This window comes from Escherichia sp. R1 (assembly GCF_003000935.1).
GTDB lineage: Bacteria > Pseudomonadota > Gammaproteobacteria > Enterobacterales > Enterobacteriaceae > Escherichia > Escherichia coli.
This window is the reverse complement of record NZ_PSRU01000030.1, coordinates 1-16,662: the sequence shown is the minus strand read 5'-3', so window position 1 is coordinate 16,662 and position 16,662 is coordinate 1. Positions and strand designations below refer to the sequence as shown.

The 16,662-nt window shown below is 50.6% G+C and carries 14 protein-coding genes and 2 tRNA genes; 8 read left to right on the top strand and 8 right to left on the bottom strand.

The window, feature by feature from the left end; genetic code table 11:
• Positions 1-4: 4 nt before the first annotated feature.
• From tssA to C4F37_RS24865, 4 genes are all read left to right on the top strand, one after another.
• The gene (gene tssA / locus C4F37_RS24880; RefSeq protein ID WP_001337590.1) at positions 5-1,447 is read left to right on the top strand and encodes a type VI secretion system protein TssA; all 1,443 of its coding nucleotides are present in this window, start codon (positions 5-7) and stop codon (positions 1,445-1,447) included.
• A 79-nt stretch (positions 1,448-1,526) separates the two neighbouring features.
• Positions 1,527-4,994 carry a type VI secretion system membrane subunit TssM gene (gene tssM / locus C4F37_RS24875; RefSeq protein WP_023150725.1) on the top strand — a complete coding sequence of 1,156 codons (3,468 nt, stop codon included), beginning with the start codon at positions 1,527-1,529 and terminating at the stop codon, positions 4,992-4,994.
• Positions 4,995-5,004: 10 nt separating this feature from the next.
• The gene (locus tag C4F37_RS24870; protein ID WP_001538289.1) at positions 5,005-6,363 is read left to right on the top strand and encodes a VasL domain-containing protein; all 1,359 of its coding nucleotides are present in this window, start codon (positions 5,005-5,007) and stop codon (positions 6,361-6,363) included.
• Positions 6,364-6,380: 17 nt separating this feature from the next.
• Positions 6,381-6,860 carry an Hcp family type VI secretion system effector gene (locus C4F37_RS24865; RefSeq protein ID WP_000013180.1) on the top strand — a complete coding sequence of 160 codons (480 nt, stop codon included), beginning with the start codon at positions 6,381-6,383 and terminating at the stop codon, positions 6,858-6,860.
• Between the two features lie 339 nt (positions 6,861-7,199).
• Here the strand turns inward: C4F37_RS24865 and C4F37_RS24860 are convergent, their stop codons facing one another.
• The 3 genes from C4F37_RS24860 to dnaQ form a co-directional block, all read right to left on the bottom strand.
• Entirely contained in the window at positions 7,200-7,985 is a 786-nt protein-coding gene (locus C4F37_RS24860; protein WP_001049698.1) for a hypothetical protein, read from the bottom strand.
• Between the two features lie 328 nt (positions 7,986-8,313).
• Positions 8,314-8,390, bottom strand: a tRNA-Asp gene (locus tag C4F37_RS24855).
• 132 nt (positions 8,391-8,522) lie between these two features.
• Positions 8,523-9,254, bottom strand: coding sequence for a DNA polymerase III subunit epsilon (dnaQ, locus tag C4F37_RS24845; protein ID WP_001308374.1), 732 nt, complete (start codon positions 9,252-9,254; stop codon positions 8,523-8,525).
• Positions 9,255-9,318: 64 nt separating this feature from the next.
• On the opposite strand from dnaQ, the gene rnhA reads away from it, so the two are divergent.
• Positions 9,319-9,786 carry a ribonuclease HI gene (rnhA, locus tag C4F37_RS24840; RefSeq protein WP_000917883.1) on the top strand — a complete coding sequence of 156 codons (468 nt, stop codon included), beginning with the start codon at positions 9,319-9,321 and terminating at the stop codon, positions 9,784-9,786.
• Here rnhA and C4F37_RS24835 read toward each other — a convergent pair.
• On the bottom strand, positions 9,783-10,505 hold the full coding sequence (locus C4F37_RS24835; RefSeq protein WP_001295200.1) for a class I SAM-dependent methyltransferase: 723 nt from the start codon (positions 10,503-10,505) through the stop codon (positions 9,783-9,785). The genes rnhA and C4F37_RS24835 overlap by 4 nt on opposite strands.
• Before the next feature lie 33 nt (positions 10,506-10,538).
• Here C4F37_RS24835 and gloB point away from each other — a divergent pair, with 33 nt between their 5' ends.
• Together gloB and mltD are read left to right on the top strand one after the other, a co-directional pair.
• Positions 10,539-11,294, top strand: a complete 756-nt coding sequence (gene gloB, locus C4F37_RS24830) for a hydroxyacylglutathione hydrolase (RefSeq protein WP_001052743.1) — start codon at positions 10,539-10,541, stop codon at positions 11,292-11,294.
• Positions 11,295-11,365: 71 nt separating this feature from the next.
• A complete protein-coding gene (gene mltD, locus C4F37_RS24825) occupies positions 11,366-12,724 on the top strand; it encodes a murein transglycosylase D (RefSeq protein WP_000644685.1) in 1,359 nt (452 codons plus the stop codon).
• 46 nt (positions 12,725-12,770) lie between these two features.
• Here mltD and C4F37_RS24820 read toward each other — a convergent pair whose 3' ends face one another.
• Positions 12,771-13,541 (bottom strand): class I SAM-dependent methyltransferase, encoded by a 771-nt coding sequence (locus C4F37_RS24820; RefSeq protein WP_000211705.1) that lies wholly within the window; start codon positions 13,539-13,541, stop codon positions 12,771-12,773.
• Between the two features lie 77 nt (positions 13,542-13,618).
• On the bottom strand, positions 13,619-14,419 hold the full coding sequence (locus tag C4F37_RS24815) for an endonuclease/exonuclease/phosphatase family protein (RefSeq protein WP_001230983.1): 801 nt from the start codon (positions 14,417-14,419) through the stop codon (positions 13,619-13,621).
• A gap of 240 nt (positions 14,420-14,659) precedes the next feature.
• Here C4F37_RS24815 and yafC point away from each other — a divergent pair, with 240 nt between their 5' ends.
• Positions 14,660-15,574: a DNA-binding transcriptional regulator YafC gene (gene yafC / locus C4F37_RS24810; RefSeq protein ID WP_000648548.1), complete on the top strand. Its 915-nt coding sequence runs from the start codon at positions 14,660-14,662 to the stop codon at positions 15,572-15,574.
• Here the strand turns inward: yafC and dkgB are convergent.
• Together dkgB and C4F37_RS24800 are read right to left on the bottom strand one after the other, a co-directional pair.
• On the bottom strand, positions 15,571-16,374 hold the full coding sequence (gene dkgB, locus C4F37_RS24805; RefSeq protein ID WP_000997016.1) for a 2,5-didehydrogluconate reductase DkgB: 804 nt from the start codon (positions 16,372-16,374) through the stop codon (positions 15,571-15,573). The genes yafC and dkgB overlap by 4 nt on opposite strands.
• A gap of 162 nt (positions 16,375-16,536) precedes the next feature.
• Positions 16,537-16,613, bottom strand: a tRNA-Asp gene (locus C4F37_RS24800).
• Positions 16,614-16,662: the final 49 nt, after the last annotated feature.

Genomic DNA, 16,662 nt, shown 5'->3' with positions numbered 1-16,662 from the left:
GAATATGGCAATGGACTTACGTAATCCCGATGTATGGCTTGCACACCTGCTGGAAAACCTGCCAGAAGATAAGCTGTCCGCCGCGCTTGATGATGGCAATGCAGACTGGGAGTTTGTCGACAGCGAAATCGTCAAGCTCGGTTCACTGGCGCACAGCCAGCTTGATATCCCGGAACTTCAGCGCCGGGGCCTGATGCTTCTGGCCTCAGAAACCAAAGATTTTCGCCTGCTGGCCCACTTGCTGCGTACCCTGCAACATGCCGGTGATATTCTGCTGGCCTCCAGGATGCTGGCACAATATACAGAGCACTACTGGACATGCGCCGCACCGCAGAACATGGCCCACAAAAAACGCTTTGCCGCCCAGGTGATAAAACGCTTTGAGTCTGCCGTTCAGGACTTTGCCGGGAATGCTGCGACAATACAGCGCGATGCTTTGCTGGGAGAGCTGGCAAAACTGGCACAGTGCTGGCAGGCGCACAACGCGTCTGAGCTGGCAAAGGCGACAGACGATTTATTTTCCCTGTTTCAGCGCGCGTTTCGTGATGTAGCGCCTGAAATGACATCATCTGCACGAAGCGCCGCCATTGCGCCGCAGGCCACGACCGGATATGTACCGGATATGTCACCGCACACGGTTGCCGCTCAGCCTCCTGTTGCAGCCACTCCAATCCCGCAGGTCACCGTTGAAAGCCACGACGATAAAGCATGGCGCGACACCCTGCTAAAGGTGGCCGCCATTCTCTGTGAGCGCCAGCCGGAGTCACCGCAGGGTTACCGACTGCGCCGCCATGCGCTGTGGCAAACCATCACCAGTACCCCGCAGGCAGAAAGCGATGGCCGGACCCCACTGGCAGCCTTCCCTGTCGATATGATGGATGATTACCTGGCGCGGCTGAACAATGCCGACATGGCGCTGTGGCAGCAGGTGGAAAAAAGCCTGCTGCTGGCCCCGTACTGGCTGGACGGTCATTACCTCTCAGCACAGACCGCGCTGCGCCTCGGTTATAAACAGGTGGCGGATGCTATCCGTGATGAAGTTACCGATTTTCTGGCCCGCCTGCCCGCACTGATCAACCTGTTGTTTAACGACCGCACTCCGTTTGTGTCCGAACAGACGAAACAGTGGCTGGCATCATCCGGCTCAGTCAACCAGACCGTCCCGGTTGTACAGACCGATGAAGAATTACAGGCGGCCAAGGCGTGCTTCGATGAAAACGGGCTGGAAGCCGCGCTGCGGTACCTGGAAAACCTGCCCGAAGGTGATCCCCGCCACCAGTTTCACCGCCAGTTTTTCGGCGCGCAGTTACTGGAAGAGGCCGGTATGGTTCAGCTTGCACAACAGCAGTACCGGATGCTCTTCAGAACAGGATTACACATGATGCTATCCGAATGGGAGCCTTCCCTGCTGAAAGCACTGGAACAAAAACTCACGGCAGAACAGTAAAAGATAACAAGGAGTTACTGTGTTCAAATTTCCCACATCCCGACTGTTCAGCACGTTGAAATCTGCGCTCAGGCCAGCGATGCCGCGGTTTAAAGTTTCCGCCACCTGGCTACTGACGCTGGCATGGATTTTTCTGCTGGTGTGGATCTGGTGGCAGGGTCCAAAATGGACGCTCTATGAGCAGCACTGGCTGGCTCCGCTGGCAAACCGCTGGCTGGCGACCGCCGTCTGGGGACTTATCGCTCTGGTCTGGCTCACCTGGCGGGTGATGAAGCGTCTGCAAAAGCTGGAAAAACAGCAGAAACAGCAGCGGGAGGAAGAAAAAGATCCGTTGACCGTGGAACTCCACCGCCAGCAGCAATATCTGGATCACTGGCTGCTGCGCCTGCGCCGCCATCTGGATAACCGCCGTTATCTGTGGCAGTTGCCGTGGTATATGGTCATTGGTCCTGCGGGTAGCGGCAAAAGCACGCTGCTGCGCGAGGGCTTTCCGTCTGACATTGTTTACACGCCGGAAAGCATCCGGGGTGTGGAATACCACCCGCTGATCACACCGCGAGTGGGCAACCAGGCGGTAATTTTCGATGTTGACGGCGTACTGACCACTCCCGGCGGGGATGATCTGCTCCGCCGCCGCCTGCGCGAACACTGGCTGGGCTGGCTGATGCAAACGCGCGCTCGCCAGCCGCTCAACGGTCTTATCCTGACGCTCGATCTTCCCGATCTGCTGACGGCGGATAAATCCCGCCGTGAGACACTGGTACAAAATTTGCGCCAGCAACTTCAGGAGATCCGTCAGAGCCTGCACTGCCGTCTGCCCGTTTACGTGGTGCTGACACGGCTGGATCTGCTGAACGGCTTTGCCGCGCTGTTCCATTCACTGGATAAAAAAGACCGCGATGCGATCCTCGGCGTCACATTTACCCGCCGCGCCCATGAAAGTGACGGCTGGCGCAGCGAACTGGGGGCTTTCTGGCAGACGTGGGTACAACAGGTGAACCTGGCGCTGTCGGATCTGGTGCTCGCACAAACCGGTGCTGCTCCCCGCAGCGCTGTGTTCAGCTTCTCCCGTCAGATGCAGGGAACAGGAGAAATCGTCACCGCACTGCTCGCCGCATTGCTGGACGGTGAGAACATGGATGTAATGCTGCGTGGCGTCTGGCTCACATCCTCGCTACAGCGTGGCCAGGTGGATGATATTTTCACGCAGTCCGCCGCCCGCCAGTACGGACTGGGTAACAGCTCGCTGGCAACCTGGCCTCTGGTGGAGACGACGCCGTATTTTACTCGCCGCCTCTTCCCGGAAGTCCTGCTGGCTGAGCCGAACCTGGCGGGTGAAAACAGCGTCTGGCTGAACAGCTCCCGGCGCAGGCTGACCGCCTTTTCCACCTGTGGCGCGGCACTGGCGGCATTGATGGTCGGAAGCTGGCACCATTATTACAATCAGAACTGGCAGTCTGGCGTTAACGTACTGGCACAAGCTAAAGCCTTTATGGACGTACCACCACCGCAGGGAACGGATGAATTCGGCAATCTGCAATTGCCATTGCTTAACCCGGTACGCGATGCCACCCTGGCCTATGGTGATTATCGCGATCACGGTTTTCTGGCGGATATGGGATTGTACCAGGGCGCCCGCGTAGGGCCGTATGTGGAGCAAACCTACATTCAGCTTCTTGAGCAGCGTTATCTCCCCTCGTTAATGAACGGCCTGATCCGGGATCTAAACATTGCCCCGCCAGAGAGCGAAGAAAAGCTCGCTGTGCTGCGCGTAGTGCGCATGATGGAAGACAAAAGTGGGCGCAACAACGAGGCGGTAAAACAGTACATGGCGCGGCGCTGGAGCAATGAATTTCACGGCCAGCGCGATATTCAGGCGCAACTGATGGCGCATCTGGACTATGCGCTGGAGCACACCGACTGGCACGCGCAGCGCCAGAGCGGTGACAGCGATGCTGTCAGCCGCTGGACCCCCTATGATAAACCGATCATTAATGCGCAGCAGGAACTGAGCAAGCTGCCCATATACCAGCGTGTCTACCAGACCCTGCGCACCAAAGCATTAAGCGTGTTGCCCGCCGATTTGAATTTGCGCGACCAGGTTGGTCCCACCTTCGACAACGTGTTCGTCGCCGGTAATGATGAAAAACTGGTGATCCCGCAGTTCCTCACCCGCTATGGACTGCAAAGCTATTTTGTCAAACAGCGTGAGGGCCTCGTTGAGCTGACCGCGCTGGATTCGTGGGTACTGAACCTGACGCAAAGCGTCGCCTACAGCGAGGCCGACCGTGAAGAGATCCAGCGCCATATCACTGAACAGTACCTCAGTGACTATACCGCTACATGGCGTGCCGGAATGGATAATCTCAACGTCCGTGACTATGAGACCATGCCGGCGCTGACCGACGCGCTGGAGCAGATTATCAGCGGTGATCAGCCATTCCTGCGTGCTCTGACGGCGCTGCGCGATAATACACACGCGCTGACGCTCTCCGGCAAACTGGACGATAAGGCGAAGGAAGCGGCGATAAATGAGATGGATTACCGCCTGTTATCCCGGCTGGGGCATGAGTTCGCGCCGGAAAATAGCGCACTGGAGGAGCAAAAGGACAAGGCGAGTACTCTACAGGCCGTGTATCAGCAACTGACCGAGCTGCACCGTTACCTGCTGGCGATCCAGAACTCGCCAGTGTCTGGGAAATCGGCGCTGAAAGCAGTACAGCTACGGCTGGATCAAAACAGCAGCGATCCAATCTTCGCCACCCGTCAGATGGCAAAAACCCTGCCTGCGCCTCTTAACCGCTGGGTAGGTAAGCTGGCGGATCAGGCCTGGCATGTAGTGATGGTGGAAGCCGTTCGTTACATGGAAGTGGACTGGCGCGACAATGTAGTGAAACCCTTCAACGAGCAGCTTGCCGATAACTATCCGTTTAATCCGCGCGCCACACAGGATGCCTCACTGGATTCGTTTGAACGTTTCTTTAAACCGGATGGCATTCTGGACAATTTCTACAAGAACAACCTGCGCCTGTTCCTTGAAAACGATCTGACCTTTGGCGACGACGGCAGAATGTTAATCCGTGAAGATATCCGGCAGCAACTGGATACTGCGCAGAAAATCCGCGACATCTTCTTCAGCCAGCAGAACGGGCTGGGCGCACAGTTTGCCGTGGAAACCGTATCGCTTTCCGGCAATAAGCGGCGCAGCGTACTTAACCTGGACGGCCAGTTAGTGGACTACAGCCAGGGACGCAACTACACCGCCCATCTGGTCTGGCCGAACAACATGCGTGAAGGCAATGAAAGCAAGCTGACGCTGATTGGCACCAGCGGCAGAGCACCGCGCAGTATCGCGTTCAGTGGACCGTGGGCGCAGTTCCGCCTGTTCGGCGCGGGCCAGTTGACCAATGTGACCAGTGACACCTTTAACGTGCGCTTTAACGTGGACGGCGGCGCAATGGTTTACCAGGTGCATGTGGATACCGAAGATAACCCGTTCACCGGCGGTCTGTTCAGCCTGTTCCGTTTACCGGATACGTTGTATTAAGGGGATAGTGATGAGCAATTACGCACTGACACAAACTATCGTTACCGGCAGCGATCCGCGCGCCCTGCCGGAGTTCAGCGCCATCCGCGAAGAAATTAACAAAGCTAACCACCCGTCACAGCCGGAGCTGAACTGGAAACTGGTGGAATCGCTGGCGCTGTCGATTTTTAAGGCCAACGGGGTGGATTTGCATACCGCCACCTACTATACGCTGGCACGTACACGTAATCAGGGACTGGCAGGGTTCTGTGAAGGCGCGGAACTGCTGGCTGCGATGATCATCCACGAATGGGATAAATTCTGGCCGCAGAGTGGTCCGGCGCGGACTGAGATGCTGGACTGGTTCAACACCCGCACCGGAAATATCCTGCGCCAGCAGGTTTCCTTTTCCGAAAATGATCTTTCGTTGCTCTACCGCACGGAACGGGCTTTGCAGCTTATCTGCGACAAACTCCAGCAAGTGGAACTGAAGCGCCAGCCGCGCGTGGAAAATCTGCTTTATTTTGTGCAGAACACACGCAAGCGGTTTGAGCCGCAGCCCAGAAACCGTACTGATACGGCGGCACAGACCATGGTCAGAACGCTGGTCTATGCGCCTGAAGGCACGGCTTCCGCCACAGCGGAAACCATGCCCCCCCTACCCGACCTGCCGGAAATGCGGGTGGGGGTGCGCGGTGTGGCAGATAACGCCGACAAAGCAAAACAGGGCGACACGGTAAAAGGTTTTGTTGCCGGTGCCGCCTGTACTGCCGTTATCGCATCTGCACTCTGGTGGTGGCAGGCGTATCCGATGCAGCAGCAGCTTACACAGGTCAGGGATACCACACAGGGAGCCACCACCGTCTGGTTGGCATCCCCGGTACTGAAAGAATATGAACAGTACCTGCAACAGCTTCTGAATGCCCCGCCACTACAGCCGCTGGAAACCGGAATGCAGATGATGCGCACCGCAGACACCCTCTGGCCGGAAAGCCTGCAACAGCAGGAAGCCAGCAGGATGTGGAGCAACACGCTGAGAAACCGGGCGCAAGCCAGTCCGCAGATGAAGGGCTGGCAACAAGCGCGGCAGAATTTGCGGGATTTTGCAGATTTGATGATGAAGAAGGAGACGGAGAAACAGGGTTTCACCCTATCGTATATCAAAACGGTGACCTGGCAGGCCGAACGGTTACTGAATCAAGAAACACCACTGGAGTACCTGCTGACGCAGTACCAGGAGACCCGTACACAGAAGCAGGACACACAGGCGTTGGAAAAAGAGATCAACGAACGGCTGGACGGGCTGTTAAGCCGCTGGCTGCTGCTGAAAAATACCGGACAGGATATGGCAACGGATAACAGAACCGAACCTGTCCATCCAACTCATTGAGATTAAGGAGAATAACAATGGCAAATCCCGTCTATCTGACACTGAACGGAGAACTTCAGGGGCTGATTTCATCCGGATGCTCGTCAATGCCGTCCATCGGTAACAAAGCCCAGATTGCACATCAGGATCAGATCATGGTGACGTCACTGTCCCATGGTCTGAGCCGTGCGCAGAATGTCAACCATCAGGAGTTGACCATCACGAAACCGGTGGACAAATCCTCCCCTCTGCTGGGCAAGGCCATTTCAGAGAATGAATGTCTGACCTGTGATTTTGTATTCTACCGCACCAACCGCTTTGGAATTAATGAACCGTACTACAAGCTGAAACTGGCTAACGCCCGGCTCTCAAACATCGGCCTTACCATTCCCCATACCATTAACGACAGTCCTGGGCAGGCGGAAGAGTCTGTGTCATTTACCTATGAGAGCATCAATTGGGAGCACAGCGTCGCCGGAACCAGTGCATACAGCCTTTGGAGTGAACGGATTTTCTAAGTTACCAGGGAGTCTTTCATCTGCATTATTGTTATATTTTAAAAAGGCAATTTAACATTATAGGATAAAATGACAAAGTACGGTTAATCACGAATAAAAATTCTTAATTAACCGTACCTGCTGTTTTATAGATGTATATGATGTATTTTTGACAGTTCAACCGAAAACTCGAATTACAGCTTATATGTTGAGAGGACAATAAATAACTTTAGGAAAGTTTTTACCACTCCTAAAAGATATATGTAAAATTAATTAGCAGACTTGTTCCATAGTGTAAAATAGAAAAGAGAAATGCTCTTTCTTGCTAAGTACCACTAAAACGTCTGGTATAAAACCTCACTACTGATATCGATTCACCAGGTCTTTAACCACTGCTGCATACGTTTTCTGCTTAAGTTGTGAAATCTGCTGTTCTGCCACATCAAGGCTGTCAGAATTTTTATTCCCTATCTGCGGAAAAATCACTTTCGATTCATAATTCACAGGCGACCAGGTAGCCCACTCACCTGTAGCCACATCCACCAACGTGAATCGAACCAAATAACGCAGTGACATCGTGTCAGTCAATTTTTGATTTTTATAATCTGTCCAAACTATTGATTTCAATCCAGAGTCATATTTTCCTGTCTGCAACGTATCCTGGAAAACAATAATCGCTTTCTGATGGCCTTTTGCTGCAACAAAACGCAACGCCTGCATCCAGTTCATATTTTCGGCATCTACAATATCCAGGCTTTCATCTTTGTTTTTGTCTTTATTACAGGTTACAGTTTTTTTCCTGTCAGGAATGCCAGAAAATGTGGCAACTGTATAATATTTTCTCATCTCCTCCTGCATAATGGTTTCCGGTGCGCGACTGCCAGACTGAACAAGTATTACAGGAGAATTAAGAGGCACACGAAACTCATCTCCTTCAAGCGCAGCTTGAATATCCTCCTCGGATACAGCCAGTGTGGTTTCATTACCATATAAATCTTTGTCTGTTAGTTGCTGGGGAACGTTTTTATTAATAGAAATTTGTGTGGTTTGAGTTTTTTTCTTTTTTTCATCAATAGGAGATTCAGAGGCACATCCTGCAAGCAGCGAGAATAATACACATATACAACAAACCTTTTTTAAATTCATAATCGGACACTCCCTCGCCTGTCATAATCATGGTAATGTTTAGCTAACGATTTTTAATTATATACTCCACTTGAATCAGAACAAACAAAAAATAACAGCAAATATAAATTCATTAAATCAATAGAAAAATGAAAATCATAACGTGCAAATATATTTAAATTGAATGATTCGATAGCATGATTAAATATTAATGACATGGTCTATCATATGTGATTAACACATTTACAGCATAACAAAATCATAGACCGAAGAAATAGCGGGATTTAGATGAAAAAACCGCAAAATTAAAAATCTTGCGGCTCTCTGAACTCATTTTCATGAGTGAATTTGGCGGAACGGACGGGACTCGAACCCGCGACCCCCTGCGTGACAGGCAGGTATTCTAACCGACTGAACTACCGCTCCGCGTTGTGTTCCGTTGGGAACGAGGCGAATATTACGGATTGCCTCACCCTTCGTCAACGGTTTTTCTCATCTTTTGAATCGTTTGCTGCAAAAATCGCCCAAGTCGCTATTTTTAGCGCCTTTTACAGGTATTTATGCCCGCCAGAGGCAGCTTCCGCCTTTCTTCTGCACCAGATCGAGACGGGCTTCATGTGCTGCAAGCTCTTCATCTGTCGCAAAAACAACGCGTAACTTACTTGCCTGACGCACAATGCGCTGAATTGTTGTTTCACCTTGTTGCTGTTGTGTCTCTCCTTCCATCGCAAAAGCCATCGACGTTTGCCCACCAGTCATCGCCAGATAAACTTCCGCAAGGATCTGGGCATCGAGTAATGCCCCGTGCAGCGTTCGTTTACTGTTATCTATTTCGTAGCGGGCACATAACGCATCGAGGCTGTTGCGCTTACCGGGAAACATTTTCCTCGCCACCGCAAGGCTATCGGTGACCTTACAGAAGGTATTGGTCTTCGGAATATCGCGCTTAAGCAACGAAAACTCGTAGTCCATAAAGCCGATATCGAACGCTGCGTTATGGATCACCAGCTCCGCGCCGCGGATATAGTCCATGAACTCATCGGCTACCTCGGCAAACGTGGGCTTATCGAGCAAAAATTCATCGGCAATACCATGTACGCCAAAGGCTTCCGGATCCACCAGCCGATCGGGTTTGAGATAAACATGGAAGTTATTGCCCGTCAGGCGACGGTTCACCACTTCAACGGCACCAATCTCAATGATCTTGTGGCCTTCATAGTGCGCACCAATCTGGTTCATACCGGTGGTTTCGGTATCGAGAACGATCTGGCGTGTAATTGCAGTGCTCATAGCGGTCATTTATGTCAGACTTATCGTTTTACAGTTCGATTCAATTACAGGAAGTCTACCAGAGATGCTTAAACAGGTAGAAATTTTCACCGATGGTTCGTGTCTGGGTAATCCTGGACCTGGGGGTTACGGCGCTATTTTACGCTATCGCGGACGCGAGAAAACCTTTAGCGCTGGCTACACCCGCACCACCAACAACCGTATGGAGTTGATGGCCGCTATTGTCGCGCTGGAGGCGTTAAAAGAACATTGCGAAGTCATTTTGAGTACCGACAGCCAGTATGTCCGCCAGGGTATCACCCAGTGGATCCATAACTGGAAAAAACGTGGTTGGAAAACAGCAGACAAAAAACCAGTAAAAAATGTCGATCTCTGGCAACGTCTTGATGCTGCTCTGGGGCAGCATCAAATCAAATGGGAATGGGTTAAAGGCCATGCCGGACACCCGGAAAACGAACGCTGTGATGAACTGGCTCGTGCTGCGGCAATGAATCCCACACTGGAAGATACAGGCTATCAAGTCGAAGTTTAAGCCTGTGGTTTACGACATTGCCGGGTGGCACCAACCGCCTGGCGAATTCGCGGTTTGTTCTTGCTCTGTTTCATCGGATTTAGCGTTAAAGGAATAGTCCGTTTCCGGGCAACAATAAGTTGTAAGCAACCAAGCGCAGGAATATGCGCATTCAATAGTTTTCCTCCGTGTTTGTTCCACGGGAGAACGTGGAAACGGCTGGCGTGTAGCACTTCAAAATTCAACAAAGAGAGCCAGTCCAGCTGCCGCATCAGAGTGAACATCCGGCTGTTATAGGGCGATGTTTTGCGCAATACCGGCACAAGTTTGCGTAATCCCATTAAACTGATGGGATTGAAGCCACTAATCACCAGCCAGCCATCATCAATCAGTACCCGATCGGCTTCACGCAATAAACGATGCGGATCAGTGCACCACGGCAATGTATGTGCCAGTAGACAAACATCAACGGATTTATCGGCAAAAGGAAGATGAAGTGGGTCCGCCTGCACCTGGACGGGCATTCCTTGCGCAGAAACATTCACTTGATGAGAAACCGCGCACGCTTCGCAATTGATTTCTGCGCTTAAATTGCCAATCTTAAGCAGATGAAAACCATACATTTTAGTGAACCACGGGTTGAGCTGACGCTCCAGCGCCTTGCGATAAAGCTCTCCCCAGGGCAAATCGCCCCAGCAATCAGGAGCCACGACAGTTTGAGGGACTCTTGCCGGTTTCATCACAACCTTCCGTTTCACACTGAGAGGTAATCTATGAATCTTAACAGTATTCCCGCCTTTGATGACAATTACATCTGGGTTTTGAATGATGAAGCAGGTCGCTGTCTGATTGTCGATCCCGGGGACGCAGAGCCAGTATTAAACGCCATTTCCGCCAATAACTGGCAACCGGAGGCCATATTTCTCACCCACCATCACCACGATCACGTTGGAGGCGTAAAAGAACTGGTGGAAAAGTTTCCGCAAATTGTGGTGTATGGACCACAAGAGACACAAGATAAGGGAACAACACAGGTAGTCAAAGATGGCGAAACTGCCTTCGTTTTGGGGCATGAATTTAGTGTAATTGCCACACCGGGTCACACTTTAGGACATATCTGTTACTTCAGTAAACCTTATCTATTTTGCGGCGACACGCTGTTTTCTGGTGGGTGTGGTCGGTTGTTTGAAGGGACACCATCACAAATGTATCAATCACTTAAAAAGTTAAGTGCGTTACCTGACGATACATTGGTATGTTGTGCTCATGAATATACCTTATCAAATATGAAGTTTGCTTTGAGTATTCTTCCGCACGATTTGTCCATAAATGATTATTATCGTAAAGTTAAGGAGTTACGGGCAAAAAATCAAATAACACTACCCGTAATTCTGAAAAATGAGCGGCAAATTAATGTTTTTTTAAGAACGGAAGATATTGATTTAATTAATGTAATTAATGAAGAAACATTATTGCAACAACCTGAAGAACGTTTTGCATGGTTAAGGTCAAAGAAAGATAGGTTCTGATAAAACTTTCTTGTCATCGGCTCCATTCGCCGTTATGATCGGTCGTCTTTTAAGCAACTATTGACACACACATGAAGGCAAAAGCGATATTACTCGCCTCTGTCCTGCTCGTGGGTTGCCAGAGCACCGGCAACGTTCAACAGCACGCACAGAGCCTTTCTGCAGCTGGTCAAGGGGAAGCAGCAAAGTTTACAAGTCAGGCACGATGGATGGACGATGGGACGTCTATCGCGCCAGATGGTGACTTGTGGGCTTTCATTGGCGACGAGCTAAAGATGGGAATTCCGGAAAACGACCGGATTCGCGAACAGAAACAGAAATATTTACGCAATAAGAGCTATCTCCACGATGTAACTTTACGGGCAGAGCCGTATATGTACTGGATAGCCGGGCAAGTTAAAAAACGTAACATGCCTATGGAACTGGTACTACTACCCATAGTGGAGAGCGCTTTTGATCCTCACGCAACGTCTGGCGCCAATGCCGCGGGCATCTGGCAGATCATTCCGAGCACGGGGCGCAATTATGGTTTGAAACAGACACGCAATTATGACGCGCGTCGCGATGTTGTTGCTTCAACAACTGCCGCGCTGAACATGATGCAGCGTCTGAACAAGATGTTTGACGGCGACTGGCTTCTGACCGTAGCGGCTTATAACAGCGGCGAAGGTCGGGTCATGAAGGCAATTAAAACGAACAAAGCGCGTGGGAAATCCACGGACTTCTGGTCGTTACCGTTGCCGCAGGAAACGAAGCAGTACGTGCCTAAAATGCTGGCATTGAGTGATATTCTCAAAAACAGCAAGCGTTATGGCGTACGTCTGCCAACGACCGATGAAAGCCGTGCTCTGGCGCGTGTGCACCTGAGCAGCCCGGTTGAAATGGCGAAGGTTGCAGATATGGCGGGGATTTCCGTCAGCAAGCTGAAGACATTCAACGCTGGCGTGAAAGGCTCCACGCTGGGCGCAAGTGGTCCGCAGTACGTGATGGTGCCAAAGAAGCATGCAGATCAACTGCGTGAATCTCTGGCTTCGGGCGAAATTGCTGCTGTACAGTCGACGCTGGTTGCCGACAATACGCCGCTTAACAGCCGTGTTTACACCGTACGCTCTGGCGACACGCTTTCAAGTATCGCTTCACGTCTCGGCGTTAGCACCAAAGATTTGCAGCAGTGGAACAAACTGCGCGGATCTAAGCTGAAGCCAGGCCAAAGCTTGACGATTGGCGCAGGTAGTAGCGCACAGCGGTTGGCAAACAACAGCGATAGCATTACGTATCGTGTGCGCAAAGGCGATTCGCTTTCAAGCATTGCTAAACGCCACGGCGTGAACATCAAAGATGTGATGCGCTGGAACAGCGATACTGCGAATCTGCAACCAGGCGATAAGCTGACGTTGTTTGTGAAAAACAACAACATGCCAGATTCCTGACAAACCAGATAATGAAAGGCACCGATTCCCCCGGTGCCTTTTTTATTTATGCTGCTTTATGTGCTTCTACCATGATGATATCACTGGTGAAAGAGCCATCATTCTGCAAGGCAAAATACGTTTTCACCTCTGTCGATGCGCTCTGTTGGTAAATGCGAATAGCGTCTACTAACGCTTCTGGCGTACGCATTCTCGCGACCCATGAAGAAAATTCCAGCGGTAACTTATCTGTAATTAAATTATCAACTATCAGATTGGCTTCATTGATTAACCTCAACCACTCACCGCTGGCGTAGTTTCGTACGTGAGAGGTATCGCGTAATGCTTCTACCGTCTGTAACCAGATGTCGCGCACTGGGTGGCCCGGAGACATTACGTCCATCACAATCAGCCTACCGCCAGGTTTCAATATCCGGTTCACTTCACGCAGTGCTGCACCAACATCATGCCAGTGATGGGCAGAATAACGGCTGATAACAATATCAAATGCGTTATCGGCAAATGGCAGACTTTCGGCATAACCCTGGCGGGTGGTGATATTTTTCAGTTGCCGGGCTTCGGCAGCTTGTGCCACGACATCCAGCATTTGGGCAGATAAGTCATACGCTACCACCGCGCTCACGTTTTGCGCAGCAACAAAGCTGGCATGCCCTGCTCCGCAGCCCATATCAAGTACACTTGCATCAGGATAATCAGCCAGACGCACCGCCAGGCGCTGTAAATCTCGTCCGGATGCATGTACGGTACTGGTCAGATATTCGCTGGCTTGAGAGCTAAACTGCTTTTCTACGTGGTCATGGTGGGATTGTGTTGTCATTGCGCTGTCCTTTTGTTGTTTGAGTATAAAAGGGCAGCGCCAAACGTTGGTCTGCCCTGTGGCAGACCTGACATACCTTATTTATCAGGCTTGCCGGGACTGAATTCAACGAGTAGCGGATTGTGATCGGAAGCGCGCGTAACCAGTACAGAAGCTTCGCTGACGTTCAGACCACGGTAGAAAACAAAATCGAGCGGGCGACCAAACGCCCGACGGCGCTGATCATCGGTAAAACGCACCTGGCGTAGCGACATTTCCCGCGCAAAGCGATATAACGCGTTCATCCTTCTACGGCTCCAGGCATTGAAATCTCCCGCCATAATGACCGGGCCACTGTGGTGAGCTATCTGATCGCCAATAGGAAGTAACTGCTTACTATAGACATCCACGCCCAGACTGAAGTTGACGGCGTGTATATTAACCACCATCAACAGGCGGGTGTCAGGTAAGGGATAGACCGTCACCAGTGCCGATTTCGCCAGACGCAAAATGGGTTCTCGTTCACGTAACGGGCAGCAATACACTGGATGTGCCGCCGAAAGGGTCATTACGCCAGAAGGATGTTGTGGCAGCACGAAAGCGGGTACCTGATCGGCGGCAAGATAGTTAGCAGTCGCAAACTGTACTAACTCTGGCGTTGTCTGCGCTTCCTGCAATAACACCAGATGTGCATCTTTGCCGTAGTTCTTTAATACCGACAACCATTCAGCGCGTTGCTGTTTGTATATGTTCCACACCAGGATCCGAATACGCTCTTCGGTACTTAACGGTTCTCCAGGTGGTAATGCCTGGCCGATGCTCGCAAAAGACCCCGGCGGTAAGATCCTTTCCGCAGGTTGTCCGGCAACATAGCGCATGGCATAGGTGTTTTTTCGCACTTTTGACTTTGAAACCTCTATCACGTCAACCCTTCCGCACTCGGGAGGGTTCTACTGTTATAGGGATTTTAGCTCACTCTTTCAACGAGCAATTGTATATTGTTATGTAAGCAAGTGCTTACACCGGTCAGGATTTTGCTCATTATTGAGAACATTAAATCGGATGGCATATCTCGCATCCTGATGGTTTAATGACAAATAAATTCAAAATATCTCTTCTATTTTGCAACAGGAGCAAAAATGAAAGCCACGTCGGAAGAACTCGCCATTTTTGTTTCAGTCGTCGAAAGCGGCAGCTTTAGCCGGGCAGCGGAACAATTAGGGCAAGCAAACTCAGCGGTAAGCCGGGCGGTGAAAAAGCTGGAGATGAAACTTGGCGTTAGCCTGCTTAATCGGACCACGCGGCAACTTAGCCTGACGGAAGAAGGCGAGCGTTATTTTCATCGCGTACAGTCAATTTTGCAGGAGATGGCAGCGGCAGAATCAGAAATTATGGAGACGCGTAATACACCGCGTGGACTGTTACGGATCGATGCCGCAACTCCAGTGGTGCTGCACTTTCTGATGCCGTTGATTAAGCCTTTTCGTGAACGCTATCCGGAAGTCACTTTATCGCTAGTCTCCTCCGAAACGATTATTAATTTGATCGAAAGAAAAGTGGATGTCGCGATACGCGCCGGTACGTTAACGGATTCCAGCTTACGTGCCAGGCCGTTATTTAACAGTTATCGAAAAATTATCGCCTCCCCCGATTATATTTCCTGCTACGGGAAGCCAGAAACGATCGACGATTTAAAGCAACATATTTGCCTGAGATTCACTGAACCCGCTTCCCTCAATACCTGGCCGATAGCCTGTAGCGATGGACAATTACATGAGGTGAAGTACGGTTTGTCATCCAATAGTGGGGAAACACTGAAACAGCTTTGCCTGAGTGGCAACGGGATTGCGTGTTTGTCCGACTACATGATCGACAAAGAAATCGCTCGCGGAGAATTGGTGGAGTTAATGGCAGATAAAGTGTTGCCAGTGGAAATGCCATTCAGTGCAGTCTATTACAGCGACCGTGCGGTAAGTACGCGCATCCGGGCTTTTATCGATTTCCTTAGCGGACATGTAAAAACAGCTCCCGGAGGAGCTGTCAGAGAGGCTTAATCCCATTCAGGAGCCAGACCTTCCGGGCTAACCAGGCGGTCGTTGCAATCCAGTGCGGCGATCGCTTTTTTATCTTCGGCATCAAGCTGTAAATTTTGTGCCTTAAGATTACTCTCCAGGTTTTCACGTTTAGTAGAAGAAGGAATTACTGAGTAACCTTCCCCCATAGCCCACGCCAGAATCACTTGAGCCGGAGTCGCATTGTGTTTAGCTGCAATACGAGCAATAACCTTATCTTTCAGTGCATTGCCATACGCCAGAGTCATATAGGAAGTAATATGGATACCGTGCTGTTTAGCCCAAGCGACCACTTTACGGTTTTGCAGATAAGGAGAGAGTTCAATCTGGTTAGTAGCGATGTTTTCAGCGCCAACAGCAGCAATCGCTTTTTCCATCAATGGGATCGTGAAGTTGGAAATACCGATCTCACGCGTCAGCCCTTGTTTTTTGGCTTCCAGCAGCGCCTGCATAAACTCTTCAGCAGAGACTTCATCGCTTGGTGACGGCCAGTGGATTAGCGTCAGATCAACATAATCGGTACGCAATTTTTGCAGGCTCTCTTTCAGACTCGGGATCAATTTGTCTTTGCTGAGATTTTCAATCCAGATTTTAGTGGTGATGTAGAGTTCATGACGTGGCACGCCACTTTCTGCAATCGCCTGACCTACTGCGGCTTCGTTATCATAGATTTGTGCGGTATCAATTGCGCGATAATCAAGTTCAAGCGCCGTTTTCACAGATGAAATAACAACGTCGTCTTTCAGACGGAAAGTGCCTAAACCAAATGCAGGGATAGCCATAATATGCCTCTTTTAATGCTATTTTCGTTAACTGAGGTGATTATGGGCTTCAGACAGTTGTGGAAAAATGGCGTAAAACGCAGAGGATTTTTGCGATTTTGGCAATAATAGAAATACAAACGAAAAAAAACCTCGAGCGTTAACTCGAGGCTTCTTAATAAGTGGCGGAACGGACGGGACTCGAACCCGCGACCCCCTGCGTGACAGGCAGGTATTCTAACCGACTGAACTACCGCTCCACCGAATTCTTTTACAACCACCGGTTTATAACCGGCTTACTGCTAAATT